General features: G+C 51.0%; 24 protein-coding genes. 19 read left to right on the plus strand and 5 right to left on the minus strand.

Annotated elements, in window-relative coordinates; all coding sequences use genetic code 11:
* Window positions 1-83: 83 nt before the first annotated feature.
* The 10 genes from BW941_RS11895 (at window position 84) to BW941_RS11940 (ending at window position 7,494) form a co-directional block, all read left to right on the plus strand.
* Window positions 84-1,673, plus strand: a complete 1,590-nt coding sequence (locus BW941_RS11895) for a peptide chain release factor 3 (RefSeq protein WP_076516358.1) — start codon at window positions 84-86, stop codon at window positions 1,671-1,673.
* Window positions 1,674-1,782: 109 nt separating this feature from the next.
* Window positions 1,783-2,094 carry a hypothetical protein gene (locus BW941_RS11900; protein WP_076516360.1) on the plus strand — a complete coding sequence of 104 codons (312 nt, stop codon included), beginning with the start codon at window positions 1,783-1,785 and terminating at the stop codon, window positions 2,092-2,094.
* Between the two features lie 122 nt (window positions 2,095-2,216).
* Entirely contained in the window at window positions 2,217-2,648 is a 432-nt protein-coding gene (gene rplM / locus BW941_RS11905) for a 50S ribosomal protein L13 (protein ID WP_068438803.1), read from the plus strand.
* A 4-nt stretch (window positions 2,649-2,652) separates the two neighbouring features.
* A complete protein-coding gene (gene rpsI / locus BW941_RS11910) occupies window positions 2,653-3,045 on the plus strand; it encodes a 30S ribosomal protein S9 (protein WP_068443028.1) in 393 nt (130 codons plus the stop codon).
* Between the two features lie 223 nt (window positions 3,046-3,268).
* The gene (gene petA / locus BW941_RS11915; RefSeq protein ID WP_076516362.1) at window positions 3,269-3,865 is read left to right on the plus strand and encodes a ubiquinol-cytochrome c reductase iron-sulfur subunit; all 597 of its coding nucleotides are present in this window, start codon (window positions 3,269-3,271) and stop codon (window positions 3,863-3,865) included.
* A complete protein-coding gene (locus BW941_RS11920) occupies window positions 3,865-5,091 on the plus strand; it encodes a cytochrome b (RefSeq protein ID WP_076516364.1) in 1,227 nt (408 codons plus the stop codon). Before petA ends, BW941_RS11920 begins: the two co-directional genes overlap by 1 nt.
* A gap of 13 nt (window positions 5,092-5,104) precedes the next feature.
* Complete coding sequence (locus BW941_RS11925) at window positions 5,105-5,860, plus strand: cytochrome c1 (protein ID WP_068443866.1); 756 nt, start codon at window positions 5,105-5,107, stop codon at window positions 5,858-5,860.
* A 112-nt stretch (window positions 5,861-5,972) separates the two neighbouring features.
* A complete protein-coding gene (gene sspA / locus BW941_RS11930) occupies window positions 5,973-6,599 on the plus strand; it encodes a stringent starvation protein SspA (RefSeq protein ID WP_068443856.1) in 627 nt (208 codons plus the stop codon).
* Between the two features lie 13 nt (window positions 6,600-6,612).
* Entirely contained in the window at window positions 6,613-7,029 is a 417-nt protein-coding gene (locus BW941_RS11935; protein ID WP_175607906.1) for a ClpXP protease specificity-enhancing factor, read from the plus strand.
* A 114-nt stretch (window positions 7,030-7,143) separates the two neighbouring features.
* The gene (locus BW941_RS11940) at window positions 7,144-7,494 is read left to right on the plus strand and encodes a DUF4112 domain-containing protein (RefSeq protein ID WP_076516366.1); all 351 of its coding nucleotides are present in this window, start codon (window positions 7,144-7,146) and stop codon (window positions 7,492-7,494) included.
* Between the two features lie 27 nt (window positions 7,495-7,521).
* On the opposite strand, the gene BW941_RS11945 is transcribed toward BW941_RS11940, so the two are convergent.
* The gene (locus BW941_RS11945) at window positions 7,522-7,959 is read right to left on the minus strand and encodes a hypothetical protein (protein ID WP_076516368.1); all 438 of its coding nucleotides are present in this window, start codon (window positions 7,957-7,959) and stop codon (window positions 7,522-7,524) included.
* A 234-nt stretch (window positions 7,960-8,193) separates the two neighbouring features.
* On the opposite strand from BW941_RS11945, the gene BW941_RS11950 reads away from it, so the two are divergent.
* Window positions 8,194-9,201 carry a hypothetical protein gene (locus BW941_RS11950; protein WP_076516370.1) on the plus strand — a complete coding sequence of 336 codons (1,008 nt, stop codon included), beginning with the start codon at window positions 8,194-8,196 and terminating at the stop codon, window positions 9,199-9,201.
* On the plus strand, window positions 9,198-9,557 hold the full coding sequence (locus BW941_RS11955) for a hypothetical protein (protein ID WP_139325835.1): 360 nt from the start codon (window positions 9,198-9,200) through the stop codon (window positions 9,555-9,557). Before BW941_RS11950 ends, BW941_RS11955 begins: the two co-directional genes overlap by 4 nt.
* 60 nt (window positions 9,558-9,617) lie before the next feature.
* Here BW941_RS11955 and BW941_RS11960 read toward each other — a convergent pair whose 3' ends face one another.
* Window positions 9,618-10,091: a MaoC family dehydratase gene (locus BW941_RS11960; RefSeq protein WP_076516374.1), complete on the minus strand. Its 474-nt coding sequence runs from the start codon at window positions 10,089-10,091 to the stop codon at window positions 9,618-9,620.
* 321 nt (window positions 10,092-10,412) lie between these two features.
* Here BW941_RS11960 and BW941_RS11965 point away from each other — a divergent pair, with 321 nt between their 5' ends.
* On the plus strand, window positions 10,413-10,823 hold the full coding sequence (locus tag BW941_RS11965) for a T6SS immunity protein Tdi1 domain-containing protein (RefSeq protein WP_139325836.1): 411 nt from the start codon (window positions 10,413-10,415) through the stop codon (window positions 10,821-10,823).
* A 341-nt stretch (window positions 10,824-11,164) separates the two neighbouring features.
* Window positions 11,165-14,260, plus strand: a complete 3,096-nt coding sequence (locus tag BW941_RS11970) for a TPR end-of-group domain-containing protein (protein ID WP_076516378.1) — start codon at window positions 11,165-11,167, stop codon at window positions 14,258-14,260.
* Between the two features lie 63 nt (window positions 14,261-14,323).
* On the opposite strand, the gene gatB is transcribed toward BW941_RS11970, so the two are convergent.
* The 3 genes from gatB to gatC are packed head-to-tail and all read right to left on the minus strand — an operon-like array spanning window position 14,324 to window position 17,572.
* Window positions 14,324-15,775 carry an Asp-tRNA(Asn)/Glu-tRNA(Gln) amidotransferase subunit GatB gene (gatB, locus tag BW941_RS11975; RefSeq protein WP_076516380.1) on the minus strand — a complete coding sequence of 484 codons (1,452 nt, stop codon included), beginning with the start codon at window positions 15,773-15,775 and terminating at the stop codon, window positions 14,324-14,326.
* Between the two features lie 12 nt (window positions 15,776-15,787).
* Window positions 15,788-17,242 (minus strand): Asp-tRNA(Asn)/Glu-tRNA(Gln) amidotransferase subunit GatA, encoded by a 1,455-nt coding sequence (gene gatA / locus BW941_RS11980; protein ID WP_076516382.1) that lies wholly within the window; start codon window positions 17,240-17,242, stop codon window positions 15,788-15,790.
* A gap of 42 nt (window positions 17,243-17,284) precedes the next feature.
* Window positions 17,285-17,572 (minus strand): Asp-tRNA(Asn)/Glu-tRNA(Gln) amidotransferase subunit GatC, encoded by a 288-nt coding sequence (gene gatC, locus BW941_RS11985; protein ID WP_068435619.1) that lies wholly within the window; start codon window positions 17,570-17,572, stop codon window positions 17,285-17,287.
* Window positions 17,573-17,703: 131 nt separating this feature from the next.
* Here gatC and BW941_RS11990 point away from each other — a divergent pair, with 131 nt between their 5' ends.
* The 5 genes from BW941_RS11990 to rng all read left to right on the plus strand — a co-directional run bounded on the left by BW941_RS11990 (window position 17,704) and on the right by rng (window position 22,253).
* On the plus strand, window positions 17,704-18,741 hold the full coding sequence (locus tag BW941_RS11990; protein WP_068435621.1) for a rod shape-determining protein: 1,038 nt from the start codon (window positions 17,704-17,706) through the stop codon (window positions 18,739-18,741).
* Window positions 18,742-18,905: 164 nt separating this feature from the next.
* The gene (gene mreC, locus BW941_RS11995) at window positions 18,906-19,751 is read left to right on the plus strand and encodes a rod shape-determining protein MreC (protein WP_076516385.1); all 846 of its coding nucleotides are present in this window, start codon (window positions 18,906-18,908) and stop codon (window positions 19,749-19,751) included.
* On the plus strand, window positions 19,748-20,227 hold the full coding sequence (gene mreD / locus BW941_RS12000; RefSeq protein WP_076516388.1) for a rod shape-determining protein MreD: 480 nt from the start codon (window positions 19,748-19,750) through the stop codon (window positions 20,225-20,227). The genes mreC and mreD overlap by 4 nt, the downstream gene beginning before the upstream one ends.
* Window positions 20,224-20,799 carry a Maf family protein gene (locus BW941_RS12005; RefSeq protein WP_076516390.1) on the plus strand — a complete coding sequence of 192 codons (576 nt, stop codon included), beginning with the start codon at window positions 20,224-20,226 and terminating at the stop codon, window positions 20,797-20,799. Before mreD ends, BW941_RS12005 begins: the two co-directional genes overlap by 4 nt.
* A 2-nt stretch (window positions 20,800-20,801) precedes the next feature.
* The gene (gene rng, locus BW941_RS12010) at window positions 20,802-22,253 is read left to right on the plus strand and encodes a ribonuclease G (RefSeq protein WP_076516692.1); all 1,452 of its coding nucleotides are present in this window, start codon (window positions 20,802-20,804) and stop codon (window positions 22,251-22,253) included.
* Window positions 22,254-22,262: the final 9 nt, after the last annotated feature.

Genomic DNA, 22,262 nt, shown 5'->3' on the forward strand with positions numbered 1-22,262 from the left:
AACAGGGTGATTCGATCACCCTTTGAACAGAAGGCCGCTTTCAGGGAGAATAGCGGCCTTTCAATCTTCAGTTCAGAGAAGTCATGTCTGATACACCATTTCAGCAGGAAGTCGGCAAGCGTCGGACTTTCGGCATTATCTCCCACCCGGATGCGGGTAAAACCACGATTACCGAAAAGCTGCTGCTGTTCGGGAATGCGATTCAGCTCGCCGGTACCGTAAAGGGCAAAAAGACCGGCCGTATGGCCACGTCTGACTGGATGCAGATGGAGCAGGAGCGTGGTATCTCGATCACGACCTCGGTGATGCAGTTCCCGTATCGTGAGCGCATGGTCAACCTGCTGGATACCCCGGGGCACGAGGACTTCTCAGAAGATACTTACCGCACACTGACCGCTGTTGACTCTGTACTGATGGTGATCGACGGCGCGAAAGGTGTAGAAGACCGGACCATCAAACTGATGGACGTGTGTCGTCTGCGTGACACGCCGATCTTTACCTTCATCAATAAGATGGACCGCGAAGTCCGCGATCATATCGAAGTACTGGATGAGATCGAGACAGTACTGAACATTAAGTGTGCGCCAGTGACCTGGCCGATCGGTATGGGCAAGGCGTTCAAAGGCATCTATGACCTGATGGCGGACACTATCCATGTGTTCAAGCAGGGGCAGGCGAGCGTTGTTCCAGACGATATTCAGATCAAGGGTCTCGATTCACCGGAAGCGCTTGAGTTGCTCGGCGAAGAGCTGGTGGAAGAAGTCAAAGAAGAGATTGAACTGGTACAGGCAGCGAGCCACGAATTTGATCTGCAGGAATACCTCGACGGCAAGCTGACGCCCGTCTTCTTCGGGACTGCACTGGCGAACTTCGGTGTGCGTGAAATGCTCAACTACTTTGTCGAGTGGGCGCCATCACCGTTACCGCGTGGTACTGATCTTGGCGAAGTGGCGCCGGATGATGACAAGTTCACAGGCTTTGTCTTTAAAATTCAGGCCAACATGGACCCGAAACACAGGGACCGTATTGCCTTTATGCGCATCTGCTCGGGTACTTACAGCAAGGGCATGAAGATGAAGCACGTCCGTATCGGCAAGGATGTAAAGATTGCCGATGCTGTGACCTTCCTTGCGGGTGACCGCTCGGCGGTGGAAGAGGCCATCTCCGGTGACATCATCGGTCTACATAACCATGGCACTATCCAGATTGGTGACACCTTTACCATGGGGGAAGATCGTCAGTTCACCGGTATTCCCCATTTTGCTCCGGAACTGTTCAAGCGGGTACGCTTAAAAGACCCTCTGAAAATGAAGCAGCTGCAGAAAGGTCTGCAGCAGCTTTCAGAAGAAGGGGCGACCCAGCTATTTATGCCGCTCAATAACAACGACCTGATTCTGGGCGCTGTGGGCGTGCTGCAGTTTGACGTCGTGCAGCAGCGTTTGCGGGATGAATACAAAGTTGAGTGTATCTACGAGCCGGTGAACGTAAATACCGCTCGTTGGGTCTATTGCGACGATGAGCGCAAGCTCGAAGAGTTTAAGCGTAAGGGCGGAGAGAACCTGGCGATTGATGGCGGTGGTTACCTCACCTACATTGCGCCGACCCGCGTCAACCTGTCGCTGACTGAAGAGCGTTGGCCGGATATTCAGTTCCGCTCAACGCGTGAGCACTGATCATCGTAATCGCGCGCCATTGATATTCGTCTGACTTTCCTTGCGGACAGGTCATTCTGAACTAAGCTTTCCTGCATGGATATCATCGCTGTGCGGGGGCTTAGCGACAATGGCGATTTACTTTTTATCAGGCGTACTTATCACATTGGTTCTTTGTGGTGGCATACGCTGGTGGATTCAGACTCTCCTGACTCAGGAGAAACTGATGCTGGACGATGCAAAAGGTTACTTTCTGATTACCTGTATTGTGGTTGGCTTTCTGGTCAGCGCCGGATTTTTCTGGGCAGGGCAGGTAATGGGATATGACCAGGCAGAAGAGACGTCTCAGGCAATGGGGCTGGCGATTCTGTTAGACGTCATGGTGGCTCTTCTGAGCCTGATCTGGGGCCTGGTTTCTCTTAAGGAGCCAGAGCAGTACTGAGGTTTTACCTTGTAATGCAGGGACTTAAAAACTAATTGAATTAGTCCTTGCACTACCCCAATCCCTCCTATAGAATGCCGCCCTCTTTTCGAATCAACAATGCCCTTGAAGGCGAGAATTTGATGAAAACTTACAGCGCAAAACCAGAAGCCGTAAAACGTGAGTGGTTTGTTGTTGATGCAGCTGATAAAACGCTGGGTCGCCTGGCCACTGAGGTTGCTCTCCGCCTGAGAGGAAAGCACAAGCCAGAATACACTCCACACGTTGACACCGGTGATTACATCGTTGTTATCAACGCAGACAAAGTAAAAGTAACCGGCAAGAAAGCTGGCGATAAGATGTACCATCGCCACACAGGTTACCCGGGTGGTCTGAAATCGATCTCTTTTGAGAAGCTGATCGATTACAAACCAGAACAGGTAATCGAACTTGCGGTGAAAGGCATGCTTCCTAAGAATCCTCTTGGTCGTGCTATGTTCAAGAAAATGAAAGTTTACGCAGGTACTGAGCACCCACATACTGCTCAGCAACCGCAAGAACTGAAACTGGGATAAGATGATGGCAGTAACACAATACTATGGTACCGGTCGTCGTAAGACCTCCACCGCGCGCGTCTTTCTGCGTCCTGGTACTGGCAGCATCGTAGTAAACAAGCGTCCTCTGGACGAGTACTTCGGTCGTGAAACGGCTCGTATGGTTGTTCGTCAGCCACTCGAACTGACTGAAAGCCTCGAAAAGTTCGACGTGATCATCAACGTACAAGGCGGTGGCGGTAATGGCCAGGCCGGTGCAATCCGTCACGGTATCACCCGTGCACTGATGCAGTACGATGAAACTCTGCGTCCTTCACTGCGTGCAGCGGGTTACGTTACTCGTGACGCTCGTGAAGTTGAACGTAAGAAAGTGGGTCTGCGTAAAGCACGTAAGAAGCCACAGTTCTCCAAGCGTTAATCCAACGCTGCAGAGCAGAAAGAAGCGCTTATTGGCACAGATCAATAAGCGCTTTTTTTATGCCCAAAACCCCATGCCTTGTGGGTATTTCTGGTTGTTTCCTGACCCTGTTTTCTCTATTATGTGCGCCGCCCTGTATGCTACGCTTGATCTGTATAAATTATGTACAACTAGCGCAGGTCGTGTAGCTGCATAAGAATTTAAATGATGGGAGAAGATGGTAATGAGTCAAGACGGCGTTAATAAGGCCCGGCGTACTCTGCTGGTCGGCGCTACTGCCGGTGTCGGTGCTGTCGGTGCTGGCTTCCTTGCGGTGCCCTTCGTTAAGTCCTGGATGCCAAGCGAAAAAGCAAAGGCAGCAGGTGCTCCGGCGAAGATCGATGTCAGCAAAGTTGAGCCAGGTGCAATGGTCACCGCTGAATGGCGTGGTAAGCCGGTGTATGTCGCCCGCCGTACCGAAGACATGCTGAATACTCTGGAAGGCCTCGCTGGCCGGTTGAAAGATCCTGAGAACGCTAATAAAGCGCAGCAGCCTGAATACGCTGACAACGTTTACCGTTCCCGCAAGCCTGAGCTGATCGTTCTGCTGGGTGTATGTACTCACCTGGGTTGTGCACCTAAGTATGTACCTGAAGTTGAGCCTCAGCCGTTTGATCCAAACTGGCAGGGTGGTTGGTTCTGCCCATGTCACGGTTCGCGCTTCGACCTGTCTGGCCGTGTATACGGTGGTTCTCCGGCGTCTGACAACCTGGTTGTCCCTGCCTACATGTTCGAGAGCGACAACGTAGTCGTGGTCGGTGTTGATGAGGAGAACGCGTAATGAGCCAGAACACCAATAAAATCATGGCCTGGATCGACGACCGTCTGCCGGTTACCCAGACCTATGAAAAGCATATGTCTAAGTACTATGCTCCGAAGAACTTCAACTTCTGGTACTTCTTCGGCGTACTTTCTATGCTCATGCTTGTTAACCAGATCCTGACGGGTATCTGGCTGACCATGCAGTTCACGCCAAGCGCTGAAGCTGCTTTCGCATCGGTTGAATACATCATGCGTGACGTAGAGTGGGGCTGGCTGATCCGCTACATGCACTCCACCGGCGCGACCTTCTTCTTCGTTGCAGTATACCTCCACATGATGCGTGCGATTCTGTACGGGTCATACCAGAAGCCACGTGAGCTGATCTGGATCTTCGGTATGCTGATCTACCTGGCCCTGATGGCTGAAGCCTTCATGGGTTACGTACTGCCATGGGGCCAGATGTCCTACTGGGGTGCACAGGTAATTATTTCTCTGTTCTCTGTTATGCCATACGGCGACCTGCTGACTGAGTGGATCCGTGGTGACTTCCTGATTTCAGGCGCTACCCTGAACCGCTTCTTCGCTCTGCACGTTGTTGCTGTACCTCTGGTTATTGTTGCTCTCGTTGTTATGCACCTGCTGGCGCTGCACGAAGTAGGCTCTAACAACCCAGATGGCGTTGATATCAAGAAGCACAAAGACGAAAACGGCAAGCCACTCGATGGCATCCCATTCCACCCTTACTACACCGTTCACGATCTGGTGGGTATTGTGGTCTTCCTGATGGTGTTCTGTACTGTGCTGTTCTTCTTCCCAGAAGGTAACGGCTTCATGCTGGAATACGCTAACTTCGAGCCTGCGAACGGTCTGAAGACACCTGAGCACATTGCTCCTGTATGGTACTTCGGTGCGTTCTACGCCATCCTGCGTGCGGTTCCGGATAAGCTGCTGGGTGTAATCGCTATGGGTGCCGCTATTGCTGTACTGTTCGTACTGCCTTGGCTGGATCGTAGCCCGGTACGCAGCTGGCGCTACAAAGGTATCGTTAGCCGTATCTACATCGTGATCTTTGGCTTTAACTTCGCACTGCTGACCTGGTTGGGTACACAGCCTGCAACTGAGCTTCTGACTCTGATCGCTCAGATCGCATCTGTTATCTACTTTGGTTACTTCGCCTTCCTGCCACTGGCGCCGAAGTTCGAAAAAACCAAGCCTGTCCCTGAGCGCGTAACTGGAGGCCACTAAGATGAAACTGGGCATGAAAAAGATATTTGCACTGGTTGCTGCCTTCGTCCCAGCGCTCGCTCTGGCTGCTGGCAGCAGCGTTCCACTGGATGAGCACCGTACTGACCTGCATGACACCGCGTCACTGCAGCGTGGTGCTCAGACTTTTGCTAACTACTGCATGGGCTGTCACTCTATGGAGCACGCCCGTTACAACCGCGTAGCGAAAGATCTGGATATTCCAGAAGAACTGATGATGGAAAACCTTGTATTCGCCGACAAGAAGTTCGGTGACAAGATGACCATCGCAATGGATCAGGTAGATTCTAAGCGTTGGTTCGGTGCTACGCCTCCGGATCTGACACTGGTTGCACGTGTACGCCGTCCTGACTGGCTGTACACCTACCTGCGCAGCTTCTACGAAGACGACAGCCGTCCATGGGGCGTTAACAACGTTGTCTTCAAAGATGTAGGTATGCCACACGTTCTGGCAGAGCTGCAGGGTAATCAGGTACTGGGTACTGCACTGGTTGAAGAGGGTTTCGACACTCTGACTGGTCAGCCTATCATGGTCGAAAAAGAGCATGTCCTGTACATCGAAGAAGAAGGCACGCTGTCTGCTGATGAGTACGACAAGCTGGTCTACGACCTCGTGAACTTCATGGTTTACATGGCTGAGCCAATCGCTGTTGAGCGTGAGCGTCTCGGTTGGTGGGTTCTGCTGTTCCTGGCCATCTTCTTTGTACCGGTATACTTCCTGAACAAAGAGTTCTGGCGCGATATTAAGTAATTTCGCTTAATTGAGCCTGAGTCAGAGCCCGACCGCCTTAAACAGCGGTCGGGCTGTATTCGTTTCAGGCCGTGCCCAATTAACTATTCGCAGTTATAAAAGAGAGGAAACTATGGGAGTTGTAGCCAAGCGCTCTTCCATGACGTTCTTATCCGATGCGGCTGATCACTACAGCCACCGTGTACGCATCGTACTCGCCGAGAAAGGCGTTACGGTTGATATTCACGATATCGACCCGGATAACAAGCCAGAAGATCTGGCCACACTGAACCCGTACAACAGCCTGCCAACCCTGGTAGACCGCGAGCTGGTTCTGTATGAGCCAAACGTAATGATGGAATACCTCGATGAGCGTTTTCCTCACCCGCCACTGCTGCCAGTATATCCGGTAGCGCGTGCGCAGAGCCGTCTGTGGATGCACCGCATCGAACGCGACTGGTGTGGTCTGATCGAAACTATCCTGACCGGCAAACCAAAGGATGCAGACAAGGCGCGTAAAGCACTGACTGACAGCCTGGTTGCGACGACTCCTATCTTCACTGAGATGCCGTTCTTCATGAGCGAAGAGTTCTCAATTGTAGATTGCTGTGTCGCTCCTATCCTGTGGCGTCTGCCGCAGCTTGGTATCGAGCTGCCTGAAAAGCAGTGCAAGCCATTGATTCAGTACATGGAGCGTTTGTTCGAGCGCGAAAGCTTCCAGGCATCACTGTCTGAAGCTGAACGCGAGATGCGCGACTGATATGAAAGATAAGATGACACCCAGCCGTCCGTATCTGATGCGGGCGCTGAATGAATGGATCCTCGACAACGACTGCACACCGTATGTGCTGGTCGATGCCGGGCTCCCCAATGTTCAGGTTCCTGACGATTACGTAAACAACGGACAGATCGTGCTGAACATCAGCCCATCTGCAGTACGCAGTCTGCTGATCAATCAGGATGGGCTGTCATTTAATGCACGCTTCGGTGGTGTTCCGATGGATATCTATGTGCCCCTGATTGCGATCCTGGCGATATACGCCAAGGAAAACGGTCAGGGCATGGTGTTCGGGTCTGAGGCCGGCGCGCCTGATCCGGATGATCCACCGCCTCCTCCAGGTAAGCCGGAGAAAACGAGCAAGTCTGATTCATCAGGTTCTGGTCGTCCGTCACTCAAGGTTGTTAAATAACAGCGTTAAGTGAGTGCACACAAACCGCCTACGGGCGGTTTTTTAATGCCTGCTTAAAACTAAACCGGGTTTTACACTGTCGTAATTTTACTGAATTAAAGAACGAGGCATAACGTGGCAACACCGGAAGATCTTGAACGCCTTAAGCAGGTAGAGCGGTTTGCGCGCATGATGGATGCGCAGTTCAGGATTCCGTTTACACGCTTTTCGATTGGTCTCGATGGAATTATTGGTTTGCTACCCGGGATAGGTGATGGTGCGTCTTTCCTTATGGCGCTCTATCCTGTCGTTCTTGCGCACAGATCAGGGGCTGGCTTCTGGCTGAAATTCCGTATGGTGATGAACATAGCTGTCGATACCGTGATTGGTGCAATACCACTGATCGGTGACCTATTCGATATTGGCTTTAAAGCCAACCTTCGAAACGCAAAACTGCTGCGTAAGTTTCTGGAAGAACGACAGTAGTATTCACTGAGCGAAGTTATAGCTCTGCTACACCAGAGCGATAACAACCCCATAGAACAAGATAAGAAAACCACCGATTTCCGCCGCGATCAGTGTCCACATATAGACAGGAATCGACTTATGAACAAAGGTCGGCTTCTCTCCGTCTGACAGATGCAACTGATTGCGTGTGTCTTGTTTTATTCCGTGGATAAAGTAACTGATTACCGCAGTGGCAAAATACCCCACCAGAAGTATGACCGCTAATACCTCTAGCCAATCGGCTAACTCACTGATCAGAACAAACTGATAGATCAGCACGCAGGCAAACGCATACATTAAAGACGCTCGGTGACACACATCGATATAAATGTGAGCACGCCCCTTTGGTGAAGCAACGATCTGCTGATACTTAATCACGCCTGTGATCAGACCAAAAAGAAAGAACAAACCGGCAGACAGAATAGAAATAACAGCCGCAGACATAACAGAACCCTTTTACTGAAGATCATCAGTGTAATCAGACAAAGCCCGTGTGTGTAGGAGTGATGTTACTGCGTTGTGGGAGCGAATCAGCCGAAGGCTATTCGCGATAGCAATAGAACAGGTTAGCAGCGCAGGCATCAAGCCAGACTTGAGCCTGACATTCAGGCTTACATTGAGACTGCTATGGCCCTCATGCATAATTGCCATAATAAGCACTTAACCAGGGAAGACATTGTGCCTGAACTACTTTTCCTCAAAGAGCCTGCCAAAGCATCAGATGTACTGCATGGACTGAGCACCGATGATACTCAACAGCTGTGTACGGCAAACCAGGTTATGCCGGGCACATCGCTGCCACGCTCTACCGTTTTCAGCCTTGAGTCCGACAGTCTGTCGGTCAGTGTACGTAATCAACTGAACCGGGTAGCACCTGCTGAACGTCAGTGCATTGCGGGTGTCGCGGAAGCGTGCGGTGATGAAACTGCCGTTCTGGCCGCGTTTCTCGATCGTTATTTTGGCGATGAGAACATGGCACAGTTGAATGCTGCTATTAATGCGGGGTCGACGGCGGCTTTCGCAAGACTGAACAACTTTGAAAAAGCCGTCGTTACCTATCAGAAGTCGCTTAACAATCTACGTAGTCTTGTGGAGTCTGGTAAATACGGACGTGGGCAAGGTCAGCGCATTATCGAAGCCAAGCGCTCGGTGCGTATTGCCTATGCTGAACTGGCGAAGCGCTATGCTATCGAGCTTCAGAGTTTTTCACCGGCTGCCCACCGCGCCAAAAACCGCGGCACAGCGTTCAGCAACGCGGAGCGTGGCATTACTCTGGCGAAGCGAAAACCGAGAGCGACTAAGCCGGATATCCGGTTAAACGTTGAAGGGCAGCTACAGGCCAGCCAGATTGCGAAGATGGGTAAGCTGATCAATGGGCTCGGCACCGCGACGATTGTCGCCGATGGCGTATTCCGAACGACGGAAGTTATGGGCATCGCTGAAGAGGGTGGTGACTGGATGCGTGCAGGTGCGCGAGAGGTGACTGGTTTTGGGCTGGGTACAGCTTCTGGGTTGTATGCAGGTGGTTTGGCCTACTCTGGTTTGATTGCTCTAGCTGGGCCCGTAGGATGGGGAGTGCTGGGAGCTATCTTTGCGGTTAGTTTAGCTGCTGGTTACCTCGCATCGACAATTGGTAGTGCTGCCGGAGAGAAGCTATCTGACCGTGTATGGGAGCTATCGCAGTGACTCTTTTTGATTACGTATTGGTCGCCTGGATGTGCTTGTTGATCTTGACCTGCGTATTCTGGATTTTGTTTAGCAGGAAGAATTTAAATGCGCTTGAAGAGCGCGCAAAGAAAGCTGGCTTGTATGAGCAAGAGCCGGTAGATGTTATGGGGACCCGAGTCTTAATTATCTCCAATGTATTGGTATTGCCTACATATATTGCGAGGCGCTTTGAAGGCACACCGCTGGAGGGGATCTCAAAGATGAGGGCATATGCGAGTGTTGCTGACAGGCGCTCCGCTTTATTGCTGGTTCTCGCTATGCATACTTTGGCTTTATTAACCTTGGTAATTTACTTTTTACCTGTCGAAAGCTAGTAGGTCATTGTTCACCTTTGTCGGATTTTTCTAGTCCAGTATTCCGGCACCTCTTAAGCTTTATACTTCTTCAAACCTCGGTAGCGGCGGCATTTCTACCTCTTTCGCGTCTTTAGGAACTAACACCACTGATTCCCCGTCGGTCACGAGCTCATCGTTCTGGTTTATCACTGTGCAAGCGAGGGTAGCGACTGGCTTGTGTTCGTGAAGTGCTATCACCTCCACGTTCACAGTTAACGTATCTCCCGGTCGCACTGGTGCTCTGAAGTTGAGCGTTTGCGACAGGTAGATGGTGCCGGGCCCCGGAAACTGAGTGCCCAGCATTCGGGAGATAAGAACGCCCGAGTACATACCGTGCGCAATGACACCGCCGAAACGGGAGTGCTTTGCGTAATCGTGATCGAGGTGAACAGGGTTATTATCGCCGCTGGAGGCAGCAAACAGGCGTACGTCGCCTTCTGTGACAGTATGGGTTAATTGGTCGCTGTCCCCGATACTCAGTGAAGAATAGGCATGATTGATCGTCGATGACATAACACTGCTCCGCGGTAAGGTCAGGAGTCAGGTTAACGCGATGAGATGAAAAGGCGATGACGTAAGGCACAGGATCGTCGTCTTTGTTGGTGCTCTGATAAAGAGATGAACCTGTAGGAGGGGGTCATATCCCCGACATTCATGCGCCGGTTGTTCGCGATTGTTGAGCCTATGACAAGCCGATTTCCTCTCGGAGCACGCCGTAAATCCATCCCTGGGTGCTCGGGTGCCGCGTCCTTGCGGCACACGGCCAGCGACTTGCCAGAGACCCGTGTAGAATGGCAATGAATCATGCGAATCTATTACCCAGCGGTGAACTCTATGAAATACAAAGTCGGTTATGACACCCAAACCTCAGACGGCATCAAAGCTCTGTGGGAGTTACCAGCCGATGCGACCGTTCTCGACATTACCCCCATGGGCGATGTCTTCGTAGAGCTTCCAGACGGCGAGTTCCTGATGATCTCAGTCACCGATGGTGAGACGCTGAATGTCACTGAAGAGATCAAAGAATATGGTCTGCCGCCCGTAGATGTAGCATTAGGCGACGACTGGTATCACCTGGATGCTCAGGCTGCGTTGTCGGAGGCGGGCTTAACTTTGAATACAAATGAGTGCTTCGGGTTTAAAACGCCGCTTTTTCAGGATGGCGATTACTCCGCTGAGAATATCGAGATTATGGATATTCTGGAGTATCACAAGCGGGTACATCAGAGCTTAGCTGCGAGCTAAAAAGCGACTCGCGGATTTGTAGGAGGGGATCCTATCCCTTATACCGCTATATCCATGTGGGAGCGAATCAGCCGGAGGCTATTCGCGATTGATAGTGAGGCCTCTGTTAAGTCGGCGAGACTTGCAGGAAGTGTCTCTATACCTCTGAGGCTGCGTTCTATATTAGGATCCTCCGAACTAGGTACCGCATGTGGAGAGGAGCCGAAGTATTAATCGGTAGTCGCTACCCATCCCTCATATGTAAAAGCTTTCCATCTCTGTGAATTTGTCTCGATACCTTCGAGGGTCGACACTCGATTCGATATACGTTAGCTTCTTAATAATTACGTGGAGGGAATCTAGTGGCCAAAGATTATCAGGTACGAACGGTTGAGGAGCTGGCAGAAAACCTTAAAGCTGCTAATGGACAGTGCGTTTTTCTTATCGGCGCAGGTTTCTCCTATAGTGCTGATATTCCGTTAGCTGGTGCCTTAGTTGATGAGATAAAGGACACCTATCCTTTGGCTTATAAGCGAGCTAAAACTAAATCCTATAATCATGTTATGGGGGAGCTTACTCCCCAACAGCGCATACAGCTTCTTACCAAGTACATAGAGCGAGCTAAAGTCAACTGGGCACATATTGCTTTGTCTGCCTTGTTTGAGAAAGACAAGATTGATCGAATTCTTACCGTTAATTTTGATCCTTTAATTCTAAAAGCCTGTTCTATGGTTGGGGAATTCCCTGCTGTTTACGATCTTGCAACAGCGTCTGAGTTTAAATCGAACCGTATTGCCCCTAAATCTGTATTTTACTTAAACGGTCAGCACACAGGTTTCTCTATGCTGAATTCCGAAGAGGAGTTGGAAGAACATAAGGACCGCTTGAGGGAAATAGTTAACCAGACTGGAGTTAGTCGAATTTGGGTTGTAGTGGGGTACAGCGGTGATGCAGATCCATTATCGGAAGTGCTTGCAGAGGTTGCAGGAAAATCTTTTGATAATGGATTGTACTGGGTAGGTCATAGTAATGAGCCATCTGACAGTCAGCTTAACCTCTTAAAACACCCCAATACCTATTACATAGGCAAACAGGATGCAGATAAATTCGCGGATGAATTAGCTAAGAAAATGGAATGTTTTCCACCGGATATTTTGGTCAGACCATTTGACTATATTGAAAATTTGGTCACAAGAAATATTGACTTTACTACGGGAGGAGGATACGCGACTTCAACTCAAATTAAATTAAAAGGCATGATTGAACGAGCGAAATTGGCATGTAAGAGTGACCCGGTGGGACGATTCACTAACAAAGCACTCGATACATCCTCTCTTGTTATGTCTGGGAAATATGATGAGCTGATTGATCTCTGGAATCAAGACTCTAACCAGTTTGATGAAAACCAGATGGAAGATGTTGCATGGGCTTTTTTGTTGAGAGGGAATTCAATTTGTGAGCAAGCTCAGGTTCATGTAAGTGATAATGTAGAGTTAGCACGGAAAGAATGGTCGGAAGCAAGAGCGGATTATTCGAGAGCGCTTGAGATTAAACCTAATATGCATGAAGCATTGAATAATTGGGGGAGCGCATTAGATGAAGAAGCCCGAGCTATATTGGATGGAAATCGAGAGAGTGCTCTAGAAAAATGGTCAGAAGCTACCGTTAAATTTCAACAGGCACTAGATATTAACCCAGGAATGGCGGACGTTATAAGTAACTTGGGGCTTGTTCTTGATCGAGAGGCTCAAGCGGTTCTGACTTATGATAAAGATAGTGCGCTTACAAAATGGAAGGAGGCTAGTAGTAAATTTTCTGAAGCTCTTTCCATTGATTCTCGGAATGAAGACGCATTGTACAACTGGGCTAATTTGCTGTGTCGAGAAGCGCGGGTATTGCGTGAAGATAATAGTATGGCTGCGATGTATAAATGGTCGGAAGCGTCCGAAAAATATGAGCAGGTGTTGGCGATTAATCCGAATAATTATGATTCTTTAAGCAACTTGGGAGCTACCCTCGATGATCAAGCTCGTATTTATATAAATGAGGATACAGGTAAAGCTCTATCGTTGTGGAATAAGGCTTGTGAATGTTACGCCTCAGCACTATTTAGTAAGCCCGATTTTTATACAGCCTTGAACAACTGGGGAAATGCACTGAGCCATCAGGCAGAGGTTTACGTAGACGAGAATAGGAATATGGCGTTAGGGAAGTGGAAAGAGGCAGGAGAAAAATATGCTCAAGCGATCCAGATTAAGCCCGACCTTTATGAAGCACTCACCAACTGGGGAGCTGCACTATATCGGATAGCAGGAGCTTTGTTGCCAGAGGAAACTGATCTTTCCCTTGAAATATGTTCTGAAGCTAGTGATAAGTATGCTTTGGCGCAGGCAGTTAGGCCTACTGATCCTCATGTATTACTTAGTTGGGGGGCAATGCTTGATAGGCAAGCGCATACGCTTTTAGGTATTGATCGAGCCAAGGCTTTTGAGAAATGGCATGAGGCGGGAGAGAAGTATGCCCAGTGTCTATCTCTCGAACCAGATAGTTACGAAGCATATAATAATTGGGGAGTGATACTTGGGCTTGAGGCTAAGGAAATCTTTGAATATGACAGGGAGAAAGCACTTGAGAGCTGGCGGCTGGCTCGTACGAAGTTTTCAAATGCACTATCTATAAAGCCGGACTATTACGATGCGCTCTACAACTTTGGCACTATGCTTGGTAGAGAAGCTCAGGCCCTTTTAAAGGGTGACAAACATGAGGCCTTTGATAGGTGGGCGGAAGCCGGGGAGTTATTTTCCAGTGCGGTCTCTATAAAGCCGGATTTTTATGAGGCGCTCAGTAATTGGGGGGCTATGCTAGATTTAGAGGCTCAGGCACTATCAAAAGAAGAAATTTCTATTGCTAATGGAAAGTGGTCAAAAGCATGTGAGAAATTCAGTCAAGCGGTATTGATTAAGCCTGGTATGCATGAAGTACTTGGTAAATGGGCAAGCGCACTTGCGCACCAAGCGCAAGCTCTGCAGTCGAAAGGTGAAAACCTGGCTGTAGAGAAATGGTCTCAAGCGAGCGAAAAATTTTCTGAGGCTCTACTTATTAAGCCAGATAGTCTTGAGTTACTTAGTAATCTTATCCTCGCACTTTTTAGCGAATATAACTTACTAAAATACAGTGACCCTGGTCTGGCTAATAAGAAACTTCATCGTATAAATACTCACCTTGAGTCGGGGGTATCTATGGCTCCAAATAAATACGCGTACAATTATGCTTGCTGCTTAGCTTTGTTGAACAATGTAGGGAAGAGTGTCTTCTGGTTAGAGGAGGCCAAACGCTTTGAGGTATTACCAAGTAGAGAGGATGTCGATGCAGACGGAGATTTCGACCTCATTCGTAGTTCAGTTGAATTTCAGGATTGGTATAGTCGTACATTTACGGAAGATTGTTCACCCGTCTAGTTTCATTTCGACCTTCCAAAACAAAAAACGGGAGCCGAAGCTCCCGTTCTTATCACTTAAAAATCAGCCCAATTCCTCAAGCTTCTTCTTCAGCACTTCCATCACCACTTGTGGGTTCACCCCTTTCGCAGCTTTACGCGTCAGGCCAATAAACGGCCCCATGGCTTTACCACGTTTTTCTTCTGGGGTGGCTAGGTAGCCTTCCACCAGTTTCGGGTTGTCGGCCAGTACCTGAGCTACGATTTCTTCAATCGCACCAGTGTCCGATACCTGTTTCAGGCCGAGTGAATCAACGAGGCCATCGACATCGTCGCCTTTACCTTCAACCAGAGCATTAAAGACTTCTTTTGCACCGCCGTTGTTAAGGGTGCTGTCCTTAATTAATTGCAGGATGCGGCCCAGTTGCTCTGCCGTGATGTTCAGTTCGTTGATGCCAACTTCGAGACGGTTCAGTGCAGCAGACACATCACCCTGTACCCAGTTGGCAGCCAGTTTGTAGTCGCCAGCGATTTTCGCTGCGGTTTCAAAGAAGTCTGCGAGATCACGGTTAGCGGCCAGTACGGCGGCGTCTGTGGCTGACAGGCCGTGGTCGTTTTCGAAACGTGCTTTCTTAGCATCAGGCAGTTCTGGCAGCGTTTCTTTTACGGCGTCGACGTAGTCCTGATCAATGATGACAGGCAGCAGGTCCGGGCACGGGAAGTAGCGGTAGTCGTTCTCTACTTCTTTTGAGCGCATGGCGCGGGTTTCATTTTTGTCGGCATCGTACAGGCGGGTTTCCTGCAGGATGACGCCACCGTCTTCGAGGATGTCCATCTGACGTTCGATTTCGGCGTTGATTGCGCGTTCTACGTTACGGAAGCTGTTTACGTTTTTAATTTCGGTACGGGTACCGAATTCTTCCTGACCTTTCGGGCGCAGAGAGACGTTACAGTCACAACGCATTGAGCCTTGCGACAGGTCGCCGTCGCACACACCTAAGTAGGTCACGATGCTGTGCATCTTTTTGAAGTAGGCCGCAGCTTCTTTAGCTGTACGCAGTTCTGGCTCAGAAACAATTTCGATGAGTGGCGTACCGGCACGGTTCAGGTCGATGCCTGACATACCGCTGAAGCCTTCATGCACAGATTTACCGGCGTCTTCTTCGAGGTGAGCGCGTGTTACGTTAATACGGCGGGTTTCGCCGTCGTCCAGCTCGATATCAATGTGCCCCATGCCGACGATCGGGTGGTGCAGCTGAGTCGTCTGGTAGCCCTTGGGTGAATCCGGGTAAAAATAGTTTTTACGGTCGAAGACACTTTTCAGGCCGATTTCGGCATCAATCGCGAGGCCGAATTTCACAGCCATGCGCAGTGCTTCTTCGTTAAATACCGGCAGTACGCCCGGCAGACCCAGGTCGACAGCGCAGGCCTGGGTGTTGGCTTCGGCACCGTATGCGGTCGAAGCGCCGGAAAAAATCTTAGACTTGGTGGCCAGCTGAGCATGAATCTCAAGGCCAATTACGACTTCCCATTCCATCATAAACCTCTCTTATTCAATGCCCTGTGGAGCTTTCAGGTGCCAATCAGTCGCTTGCTGGAATTTATGACCAGCGTTCAGGATGCGTGCTTCGTCGAAGTAGTTACCAATCAGTTGCAGGCCCACTGGCAGGTTGTTTACCTGGCCGCATGGCACAGACATCCCCGGCAGACCGGCCAGGTTGGTTGCGATGGTGAAGATATCTTCGAGGTACATGGCGACTGGGTCGTCGGTTTTCTCACCAAACTTAAATGCTGGCGTCGGTGAGGTCGGGCTCATGATGACGTCGACGTCTTTAAAGGCTTCGACAAAATCATTTTTAATCAGGCGGCGGACCTGTTGCGCTTTTTTGTAGTAGGCATCGTAGAAGCCTGCAGACAGTGCGTAGGCACCGACCATAATGCGGCGCTTCACTTCGTTACCGAAGCCTTCACCGCGTGAGCGGCAGTAGAGGTCTTCGATGTCTTTTGGATCTTCGCAGCGATAACCGAAACGAACACCATCCATACGAGACAGGTTGGCTGAACACTCGGCCGGTGCAACTACATAGTAAGTCGGCACAGAGAGGTGGGTGTTTGGCAGTGAAATCTCTTTCACTTTGGCGCCCATTTTTTCGTATTCGGCGATGGCGTTGCGTACCTGCTGCTGCATTTCAGCGCTGATGTCGTCGCGGAAATATTCCGTTGGCAGGCCGATGGTCATGCCTTCAATGCTGTCGTTAAGCGTGCTGGTGTAATCCGGCACGTCGCGCTCAACACAGGTGGAGTCTTTCTTATCGAAGCTGGCCATCACATTCATCATCATGGCGGAGTCTTCGACGGTGCGGGTCATGGTGCCGGCCTGATCAAGGCTGGATGCGAAGGCGATCATGCCCCAGCGAGACACGCGTCCGTAGGTTGGCTTCAGACCGGTAATACCACAGAGGGCAGCGGGCTGACGGATTGAACCACCGGTATCGGTTGCTGTTGCACCCGGTACTAAACGAGCTGCAACGGCTGCGGCCGAACCGCCGGATGAACCGCCGGGTACGCGGTCGGTGTCCCATGGGTTTTTCACCGGGCCGAAGTAAGAGGTTTCGTTGGATGACCCCATGGCGAATTCGTCCATGTTGGTTTTACCCAGTGAAACGGCGCCAGCGTTATTGAAGTTCTCGACCACGGTGGCGTCGTAGGGGGCTTCAAAGTTGCTCAGCATTTTTGAACCGCAGGTGGTCAGTACGCCCTTGGTGCAGAAAATATCTTTGTGCGCCATCGGCACGCCTGTCCATGGGGTCGCGTTACCCGCGGCACGGCGTTCATCGGCGGCTTTCGCTTGCGCGAGCGCTTGTTCTTCTGTGACGGTGATAAAGCTGTTGAGGCCTTTATCGAGGTCTTTAACCCGCGCCAGCAGGTCGGTCGTGATTTCGGTGCTGGAGTATTCTCCGGCGGCGAGATCGCGTGAAATCTCAGCAATAGTTTTGTTGTGCATTCTCAATGTCCTGGAGGCAACTGCCCGCTTATTGGCTGGGCCTTATTCAACTACTCGAGGCACAAGGTAGTGACCTTGCTCGGTGGCTGGTGCAATTTTCTGGAAATTCTCGCGCTGATTTTCTTCAGTCACTACGTCGGCGCGCAGGCGCTGAACCGCATCAAGCGGGTGAGCCATCGGGTCGATGCCGTCGGTATCAGCAGCAGAAAGCTGATCTACCAAGTCGAGAATATTGGTCAGATTGGTCTGATATTCGGCTATCTGACCGTCGTCGATCTGCAGGCGGGCAAGGCTGGCAATTTTGCGAACCTGATCCTGATCCAGAGCCATGGGTTTACTCCAATGAATACGAACGAATATATAAGTGGGCGAGACTACCACAAATGTCCCTTGCCCTAAATCCCCGCCATTGCTAGAGTTACGGCAATTTTTTGCCATATTTGTTTACGGGAACCCGGTGGATGTTTAAGAAGCTCCGTGGCCTGTTCTCCAGTGATCTGTCTATCGACCTGGGAACCGCCAACACCCTGATTTACATGAGAGATAAGGGAATTGTCCTGAATGAACCGTCAGTGGTTGCCATCCGGACTCAGCCTAATGGTAAATCAGTACAGGCCGTCGGTGCCGATGCGAAGCGCATGCTGGGCCGTACACCCGGGAATATTCAGGCGATTCGTCCGCTCAAAGACGGCGTTATCGCCGACTTTGAAGTTACTGAAAAAATGCTCGAACTGTTTATTAAGCAGGTACACGAACGCAGCCTGATGCCGCCAAGCCCACGTGTTGTGGTGTGTGTGCCGTTCCAGGCTACCAAAGTCGAGCGCCGTGCGATTCGTGATTCCGTGATTAATGCTGGTGCGAGCAAGGCGTATCTGATTTACGAACCGATGGCCGCAGCGATTGGTGCTGGCCTGCCGGTTGATGAAGCACGTGGTTCGATGGTTGTTGATATCGGTGGTGGTACCACTGAGATTGCGATCATCTCTCTGAGTGGTGTGGTTTACGCCGAATCTGTGAAAGTCGGTGGTGACCGCTTTGACGAAGCGATTGTGGCTTACGTACGTAAGCACTACGGCAGTCTGATCGGTGAAGCGACTGCTGAGCGCATCAAGCAGGAAATCGGAACAGCTTACCCAGGCGGTGAAGTCCGTGAAATCGATGTTCGCGGTCGCAATCTGGCAGAAGGTATTCCACGTAGCTTCACACTGAATTCAAACGAAATTCTCGAAGCTCTGCAGGAGTCCCTGGCGCAGATCGTTCAGGCGGTTAAAGGTGCGCTTGAGCAATCACCACCTGAGCTGTCTTCAGACGTTGCTGAGCGTGGCATGGTACTGACTGGTGGTGGTGCACTGTTGCGTGATCTCGATAAACTTCTGAGTGAAGAAACTGGCCTGCCAGTGATTGTTGCTGATGATCCTCTGACCTGTGTTGCGCGCGGTGGTGGTAAGTTCCTTGAGAACGCGACCGAGCAGCAGTTGGCCATGGCGGCGCTTGAGTGATCCGGTTTCCGGGCCTGTTAAGAATGCATTCGCAGCGTTCTTTGCACATATATCTGTAGAAAGGGGCCGTCAGGCCCCTTTTTCTTTTCCGTATCCGGGCCAGACGGTATAGTTGGGCATGATATTTCAACGAGTGAGGCAGCGTCATTAAAGCTCAGTTTCAGGTGCCCCCATTCCAAGGACAGCGAGTCGGCCTGATCGCAGTGTTTTGCCTTGTGCTCATGTGGGTGGATAACCAATATTCCTGGCTGGATTCCGTGCGTTATGGTGTCGGCTACCTGATTGCGCCGGCCCGCCAGACGGCGGTCATTCCTCTTTCGGTAGCCGAATGGATGAGTGAGAACGCGACGCTGCGCCGCGAGCTTCTGAAAGAGAACAAAGTTCTCTCGGCACGTAACCTTGTGCTTGAGCGCAAAGCACAGCGCATGGCCTCGCTTGAGGCAGAGAATATGTCTCTGCGTGAACTCCTTTCGGCGTCAGACCAGATTGATGACAAGGTTCTGGTGACTTCGGTTACCGCCGTTGATCCTGACCCGTACACTCAGCAGATTCTGATTGATAAAGGCGGCAGCGATGGCGTGTTTGTCGGTCAGCCAGTGCTGGATGCTTATGGTCTGCTGGGGCAGGTCATTGATGTGCTGCCGTTTTCTTCTCGTGTGTTAATGATCGCTGATTCAAACCATGCGGTACCTGTGCAGGTAAACCGCAATGGTGTGCGTGCGATTGCGACGGGTACCGGGGCTCTGAACGAGCTTGAGCTGATATACGTGCCTAACACCGCTGACATTAAGGTCGGCGATATGTTGGTCAGCTCGGGTCTTGGCGGGCGTTACCCTAAAGGGTATCCGGTCGCGACCGTCAGCAGCATTCGCAACACGCCGGGCGAATCTTTCGCGACGGTGACGGCAGAACCAACGGCGAAGCTGGATCGCAGCCGTCATCTGCTCTTAGTGTTTACCGACGAAGCTGGGCGAGTTCCCCCTGAGCAGTTGTGGAGGGATGAAGAATGAAATTGCACAGCATTGTGTACGTTATGATCATGCTGTTTGTGGCTTTCGTACTTGAGCATCTGCCTCTGCCAGCAATGGTCGACTGGTTCCAGCCAGCCTGGGTGATGCTGGTTGTGACTGCAGCCGTACTGGCGGCGCCTTCTGTCTTCGGTGTGTGGCTGGCGATTCCGCTGGGTCTGATGCTGGATGTCGAGAAAGGTACGCTACTCGGGCTGCATGTGTTGCTGGTAGCGATGCATGTGTATCTGCTGCAACTGCTCTATCGCCGCATGTATTTGTTTAATGTTTTGCAGCAGGCTGCCGTACTGTTTCTGATGGTGCTGGCTGAGCAGATTATTCATTACTGGTCTCTGGCGGTGATGCGCGAAGACGTGACGCCGGTCATGTTGCTTGCTCCGGCACTGACCACGGCCGTGCTCTGGCCCTGGGTTTACGTGATTGGTTACCGCTCGCTGCAACGCATGGAGTCTTCATGATTCTTGCGTCGTCATCGCCACGGCGTCGGGAATTACTGACACAGATCGGCGTACACTTTCGTATCCAGGCGGCGGATATCGATGAAACTCCTCTTGCCGATGAAGGTGCTGTCGCCTATGTCGAGCGCATGGCGTTAGAGAAAGCCAGAAAGGTCGCGGAAGAGCACCCGCAGGAAGTTGTCCTTGGATCAGACACTAGTGTGATCTTCTCCGGGGAAATTCTCGGAAAACCTGTCAATAATCGTGAAGCTGAAGAAACGTTGCAGCGGCTTTCCGGTCAGACTCATCAGGTGCTCAGTGCTGTCGCTGTGGTTAAGGGCGACAGAGAGAAAGTGATTAGTGTGGCGACTGAAGTCACCTTCCGGTCATTAAGTGATGAAGAAATAGCGCGTTATGTCGCGACCGGAGAACCTGCCGATAAGGCAGGAAGTTATGGAATTCAGGGGATGGGCGCCATTCTGGTGGCAGGTATTTCTGGTAGTTATAGCAATGTGGTCGGCCTGCCGCTGACCGAAACCGCCGCCCTGTTAAATGAATTTGATGTGCCTGTCTGGCATACAGAAGAATTATGAATGTGAACGCAGAGATTTTAATGAACGTCACACCGACAGAGACACGCGTCGGTGTAGTTGAAAACGGTGTACTGCAGGAAATCTTTATCGAGCGTGAAAATCATCGTGGCCTGGTAGGTAATATCTACAAGGGCAAGGTGGTGCGGGTACTGCCGGGTATGCAGGCCGCGTTTGTCGATATCGGTCTTGAAAGGGCGGCGTTTATTCATGCCGCTGAAATCGGTGATGGCGACGCCAATACGCCGATTAACCAGCTGGTGCACGAAGGGCAGTCGCTGGTCGTTCAGGTGACAAAAGATCCGATCGGTACCAAAGGTGCCCGCCTGACCACTCAGCTCTCGATTCCTTCGCGCTATCTGGTGTTTATGCCGGGTTCGGTGCATGTCGGTATTTCGCAGAAAATCGAAGAAAATGGCGAGCGTGATCGACTCAAGCAGCTGGTGAAAGACAGCATGGAAGTCGAGGGCCTCACCGGGGAAGCCGGATTTATTCTGCGGACCGCGGCCGAAGGTGTGGGCGAAGAAGAAATCGGTGCCGATACCAGCTACCTGCGTCGCTTGTGGCGGAAACTGCAGGAGCGTATCGCGGACAACAAGCCACCCAGCCTTGTATACGACGAGCTGCCTCTGTCGCTGCGGACGATACGTGATCTGTCCCGCCCAGAAACCAGTAAGCTGTTGATTGATTCCCGTGAGACCTTCCAGAAAATCGAACAGTTCTGCCAGCAGTATGTGCCAGAGGTTGCTGAGAAAATCGAATACTATCCGGGGCCGCGCCCGATCTTTGACCTCTACAGTGTGGAAGATGAAATTCAGCGTGCCCTTGAACGCAAAGTGCCTTTGAAATCAGGCGGTTATCTGGTGATTGATCAGACCGAAGCCATGACCACAATCGATGTGAACACGGGTGGTTTTGTCGGTCGACGTAATCTCGAAGAAACAATTTTTAAAACCAACCTCGAAGCGGCAACCGCCATCGGTCGTCAGGTTCGTTTGCGGAACCTGGGCGGCATTATCATTCTCGACTTTATCGATATGACCGACACTGAACATCAGCGTCAGGTGCTGCGCATGCTTGAGAAGGTGCTGGAGAAAGATCACACCAAAACCAAGATTAGCGGTGTCTCTGAATTAGGGCTGGTGGAGATGACGCGTAAGCGCACCCGTGAGTCTCTTGAGCACATGTTGATGGAAACCTGCCAGGCCTGTGATGGTCGTGGTGTGGTTAAAACAGCAGAGACCATCTGCTATGAAATATTCCGTGAAATCCTGCGTGAAGAGCGCGCGTACGAAGCAGGGACTTATCTCGTTCTGGCTAGTCAGCAGGTGGTCGATCGCCTGTTAGATGAAGACAGTCACGGCATGGCTGATCTTGAAGCGTTTATTGGCAAGGCAATTAAGTTGCAGGTCGAAGCCCAATATACGCAGGATCAGTACGACATCGTCCTGCAGTAACAGGTGTAC

Source organism: Thalassolituus maritimus (genome assembly GCF_900156675.1).
Lineage (GTDB): Bacteria > Pseudomonadota > Gammaproteobacteria > Pseudomonadales > Oceanobacteraceae > Thalassolituus > Thalassolituus maritimus.

What these genes read in the sequence shown, in the direction of transcription:
- BW941_RS11925 (WP_068443866.1), top strand. Translation starts at nt 5,105, where the DNA reads ATGAAAAAGATATTTGCACTGGTTGCTGCCTTCGTCCCAGCGCTCGCT.
- BW941_RS11945 (WP_076516368.1), bottom strand. Translation starts at nt 7,959, where the DNA reads ATGTCTGCGGCTGTTATTTCTATTCTGTCTGCCGGTTTGTTCTTTCTT.
- rplM (WP_068438803.1), top strand. Translation starts at nt 2,217, where the DNA reads ATGAAAACTTACAGCGCAAAACCAGAAGCCGTAAAACGTGAGTGGTTT.
- mreD (WP_076516388.1), top strand. Translation starts at nt 19,748, where the DNA reads ATGAAATTGCACAGCATTGTGTACGTTATGATCATGCTGTTTGTGGCT.
- BW941_RS11965 (WP_139325836.1), top strand. Translation starts at nt 10,413, where the DNA reads ATGAAATACAAAGTCGGTTATGACACCCAAACCTCAGACGGCATCAAA.
- BW941_RS11935 (WP_175607906.1), top strand. Translation starts at nt 6,613, where the DNA reads ATGACACCCAGCCGTCCGTATCTGATGCGGGCGCTGAATGAATGGATC.
- petA (WP_076516362.1), top strand. Translation starts at nt 3,269, where the DNA reads ATGAGTCAAGACGGCGTTAATAAGGCCCGGCGTACTCTGCTGGTCGGC.
- rpsI (WP_068443028.1), top strand. Translation starts at nt 2,653, where the DNA reads ATGGCAGTAACACAATACTATGGTACCGGTCGTCGTAAGACCTCCACC.
- gatB (WP_076516380.1), bottom strand. Translation starts at nt 15,775, where the DNA reads ATGGAATGGGAAGTCGTAATTGGCCTTGAGATTCATGCTCAGCTGGCC.
- gatA (WP_076516382.1), bottom strand. Translation starts at nt 17,242, where the DNA reads ATGCACAACAAAACTATTGCTGAGATTTCACGCGATCTCGCCGCCGGA.
- BW941_RS11900 (WP_076516360.1), top strand. Translation starts at nt 1,783, where the DNA reads ATGGCGATTTACTTTTTATCAGGCGTACTTATCACATTGGTTCTTTGT.
- BW941_RS11895 (WP_076516358.1), top strand. Translation starts at nt 84, where the DNA reads ATGTCTGATACACCATTTCAGCAGGAAGTCGGCAAGCGTCGGACTTTC.
- BW941_RS11920 (WP_076516364.1), top strand. Translation starts at nt 3,865, where the DNA reads ATGAGCCAGAACACCAATAAAATCATGGCCTGGATCGACGACCGTCTG.
- sspA (WP_068443856.1), top strand. Translation starts at nt 5,973, where the DNA reads ATGGGAGTTGTAGCCAAGCGCTCTTCCATGACGTTCTTATCCGATGCG.
- gatC (WP_068435619.1), bottom strand. Translation starts at nt 17,572, where the DNA reads ATGGCTCTGGATCAGGATCAGGTTCGCAAAATTGCCAGCCTTGCCCGC.
- BW941_RS11960 (WP_076516374.1), bottom strand. Translation starts at nt 10,091, where the DNA reads ATGTCATCGACGATCAATCATGCCTATTCTTCACTGAGTATCGGGGAC.
- BW941_RS12005 (WP_076516390.1), top strand. Translation starts at nt 20,224, where the DNA reads ATGATTCTTGCGTCGTCATCGCCACGGCGTCGGGAATTACTGACACAG.
- BW941_RS11990 (WP_068435621.1), top strand. Translation starts at nt 17,704, where the DNA reads ATGTTTAAGAAGCTCCGTGGCCTGTTCTCCAGTGATCTGTCTATCGAC.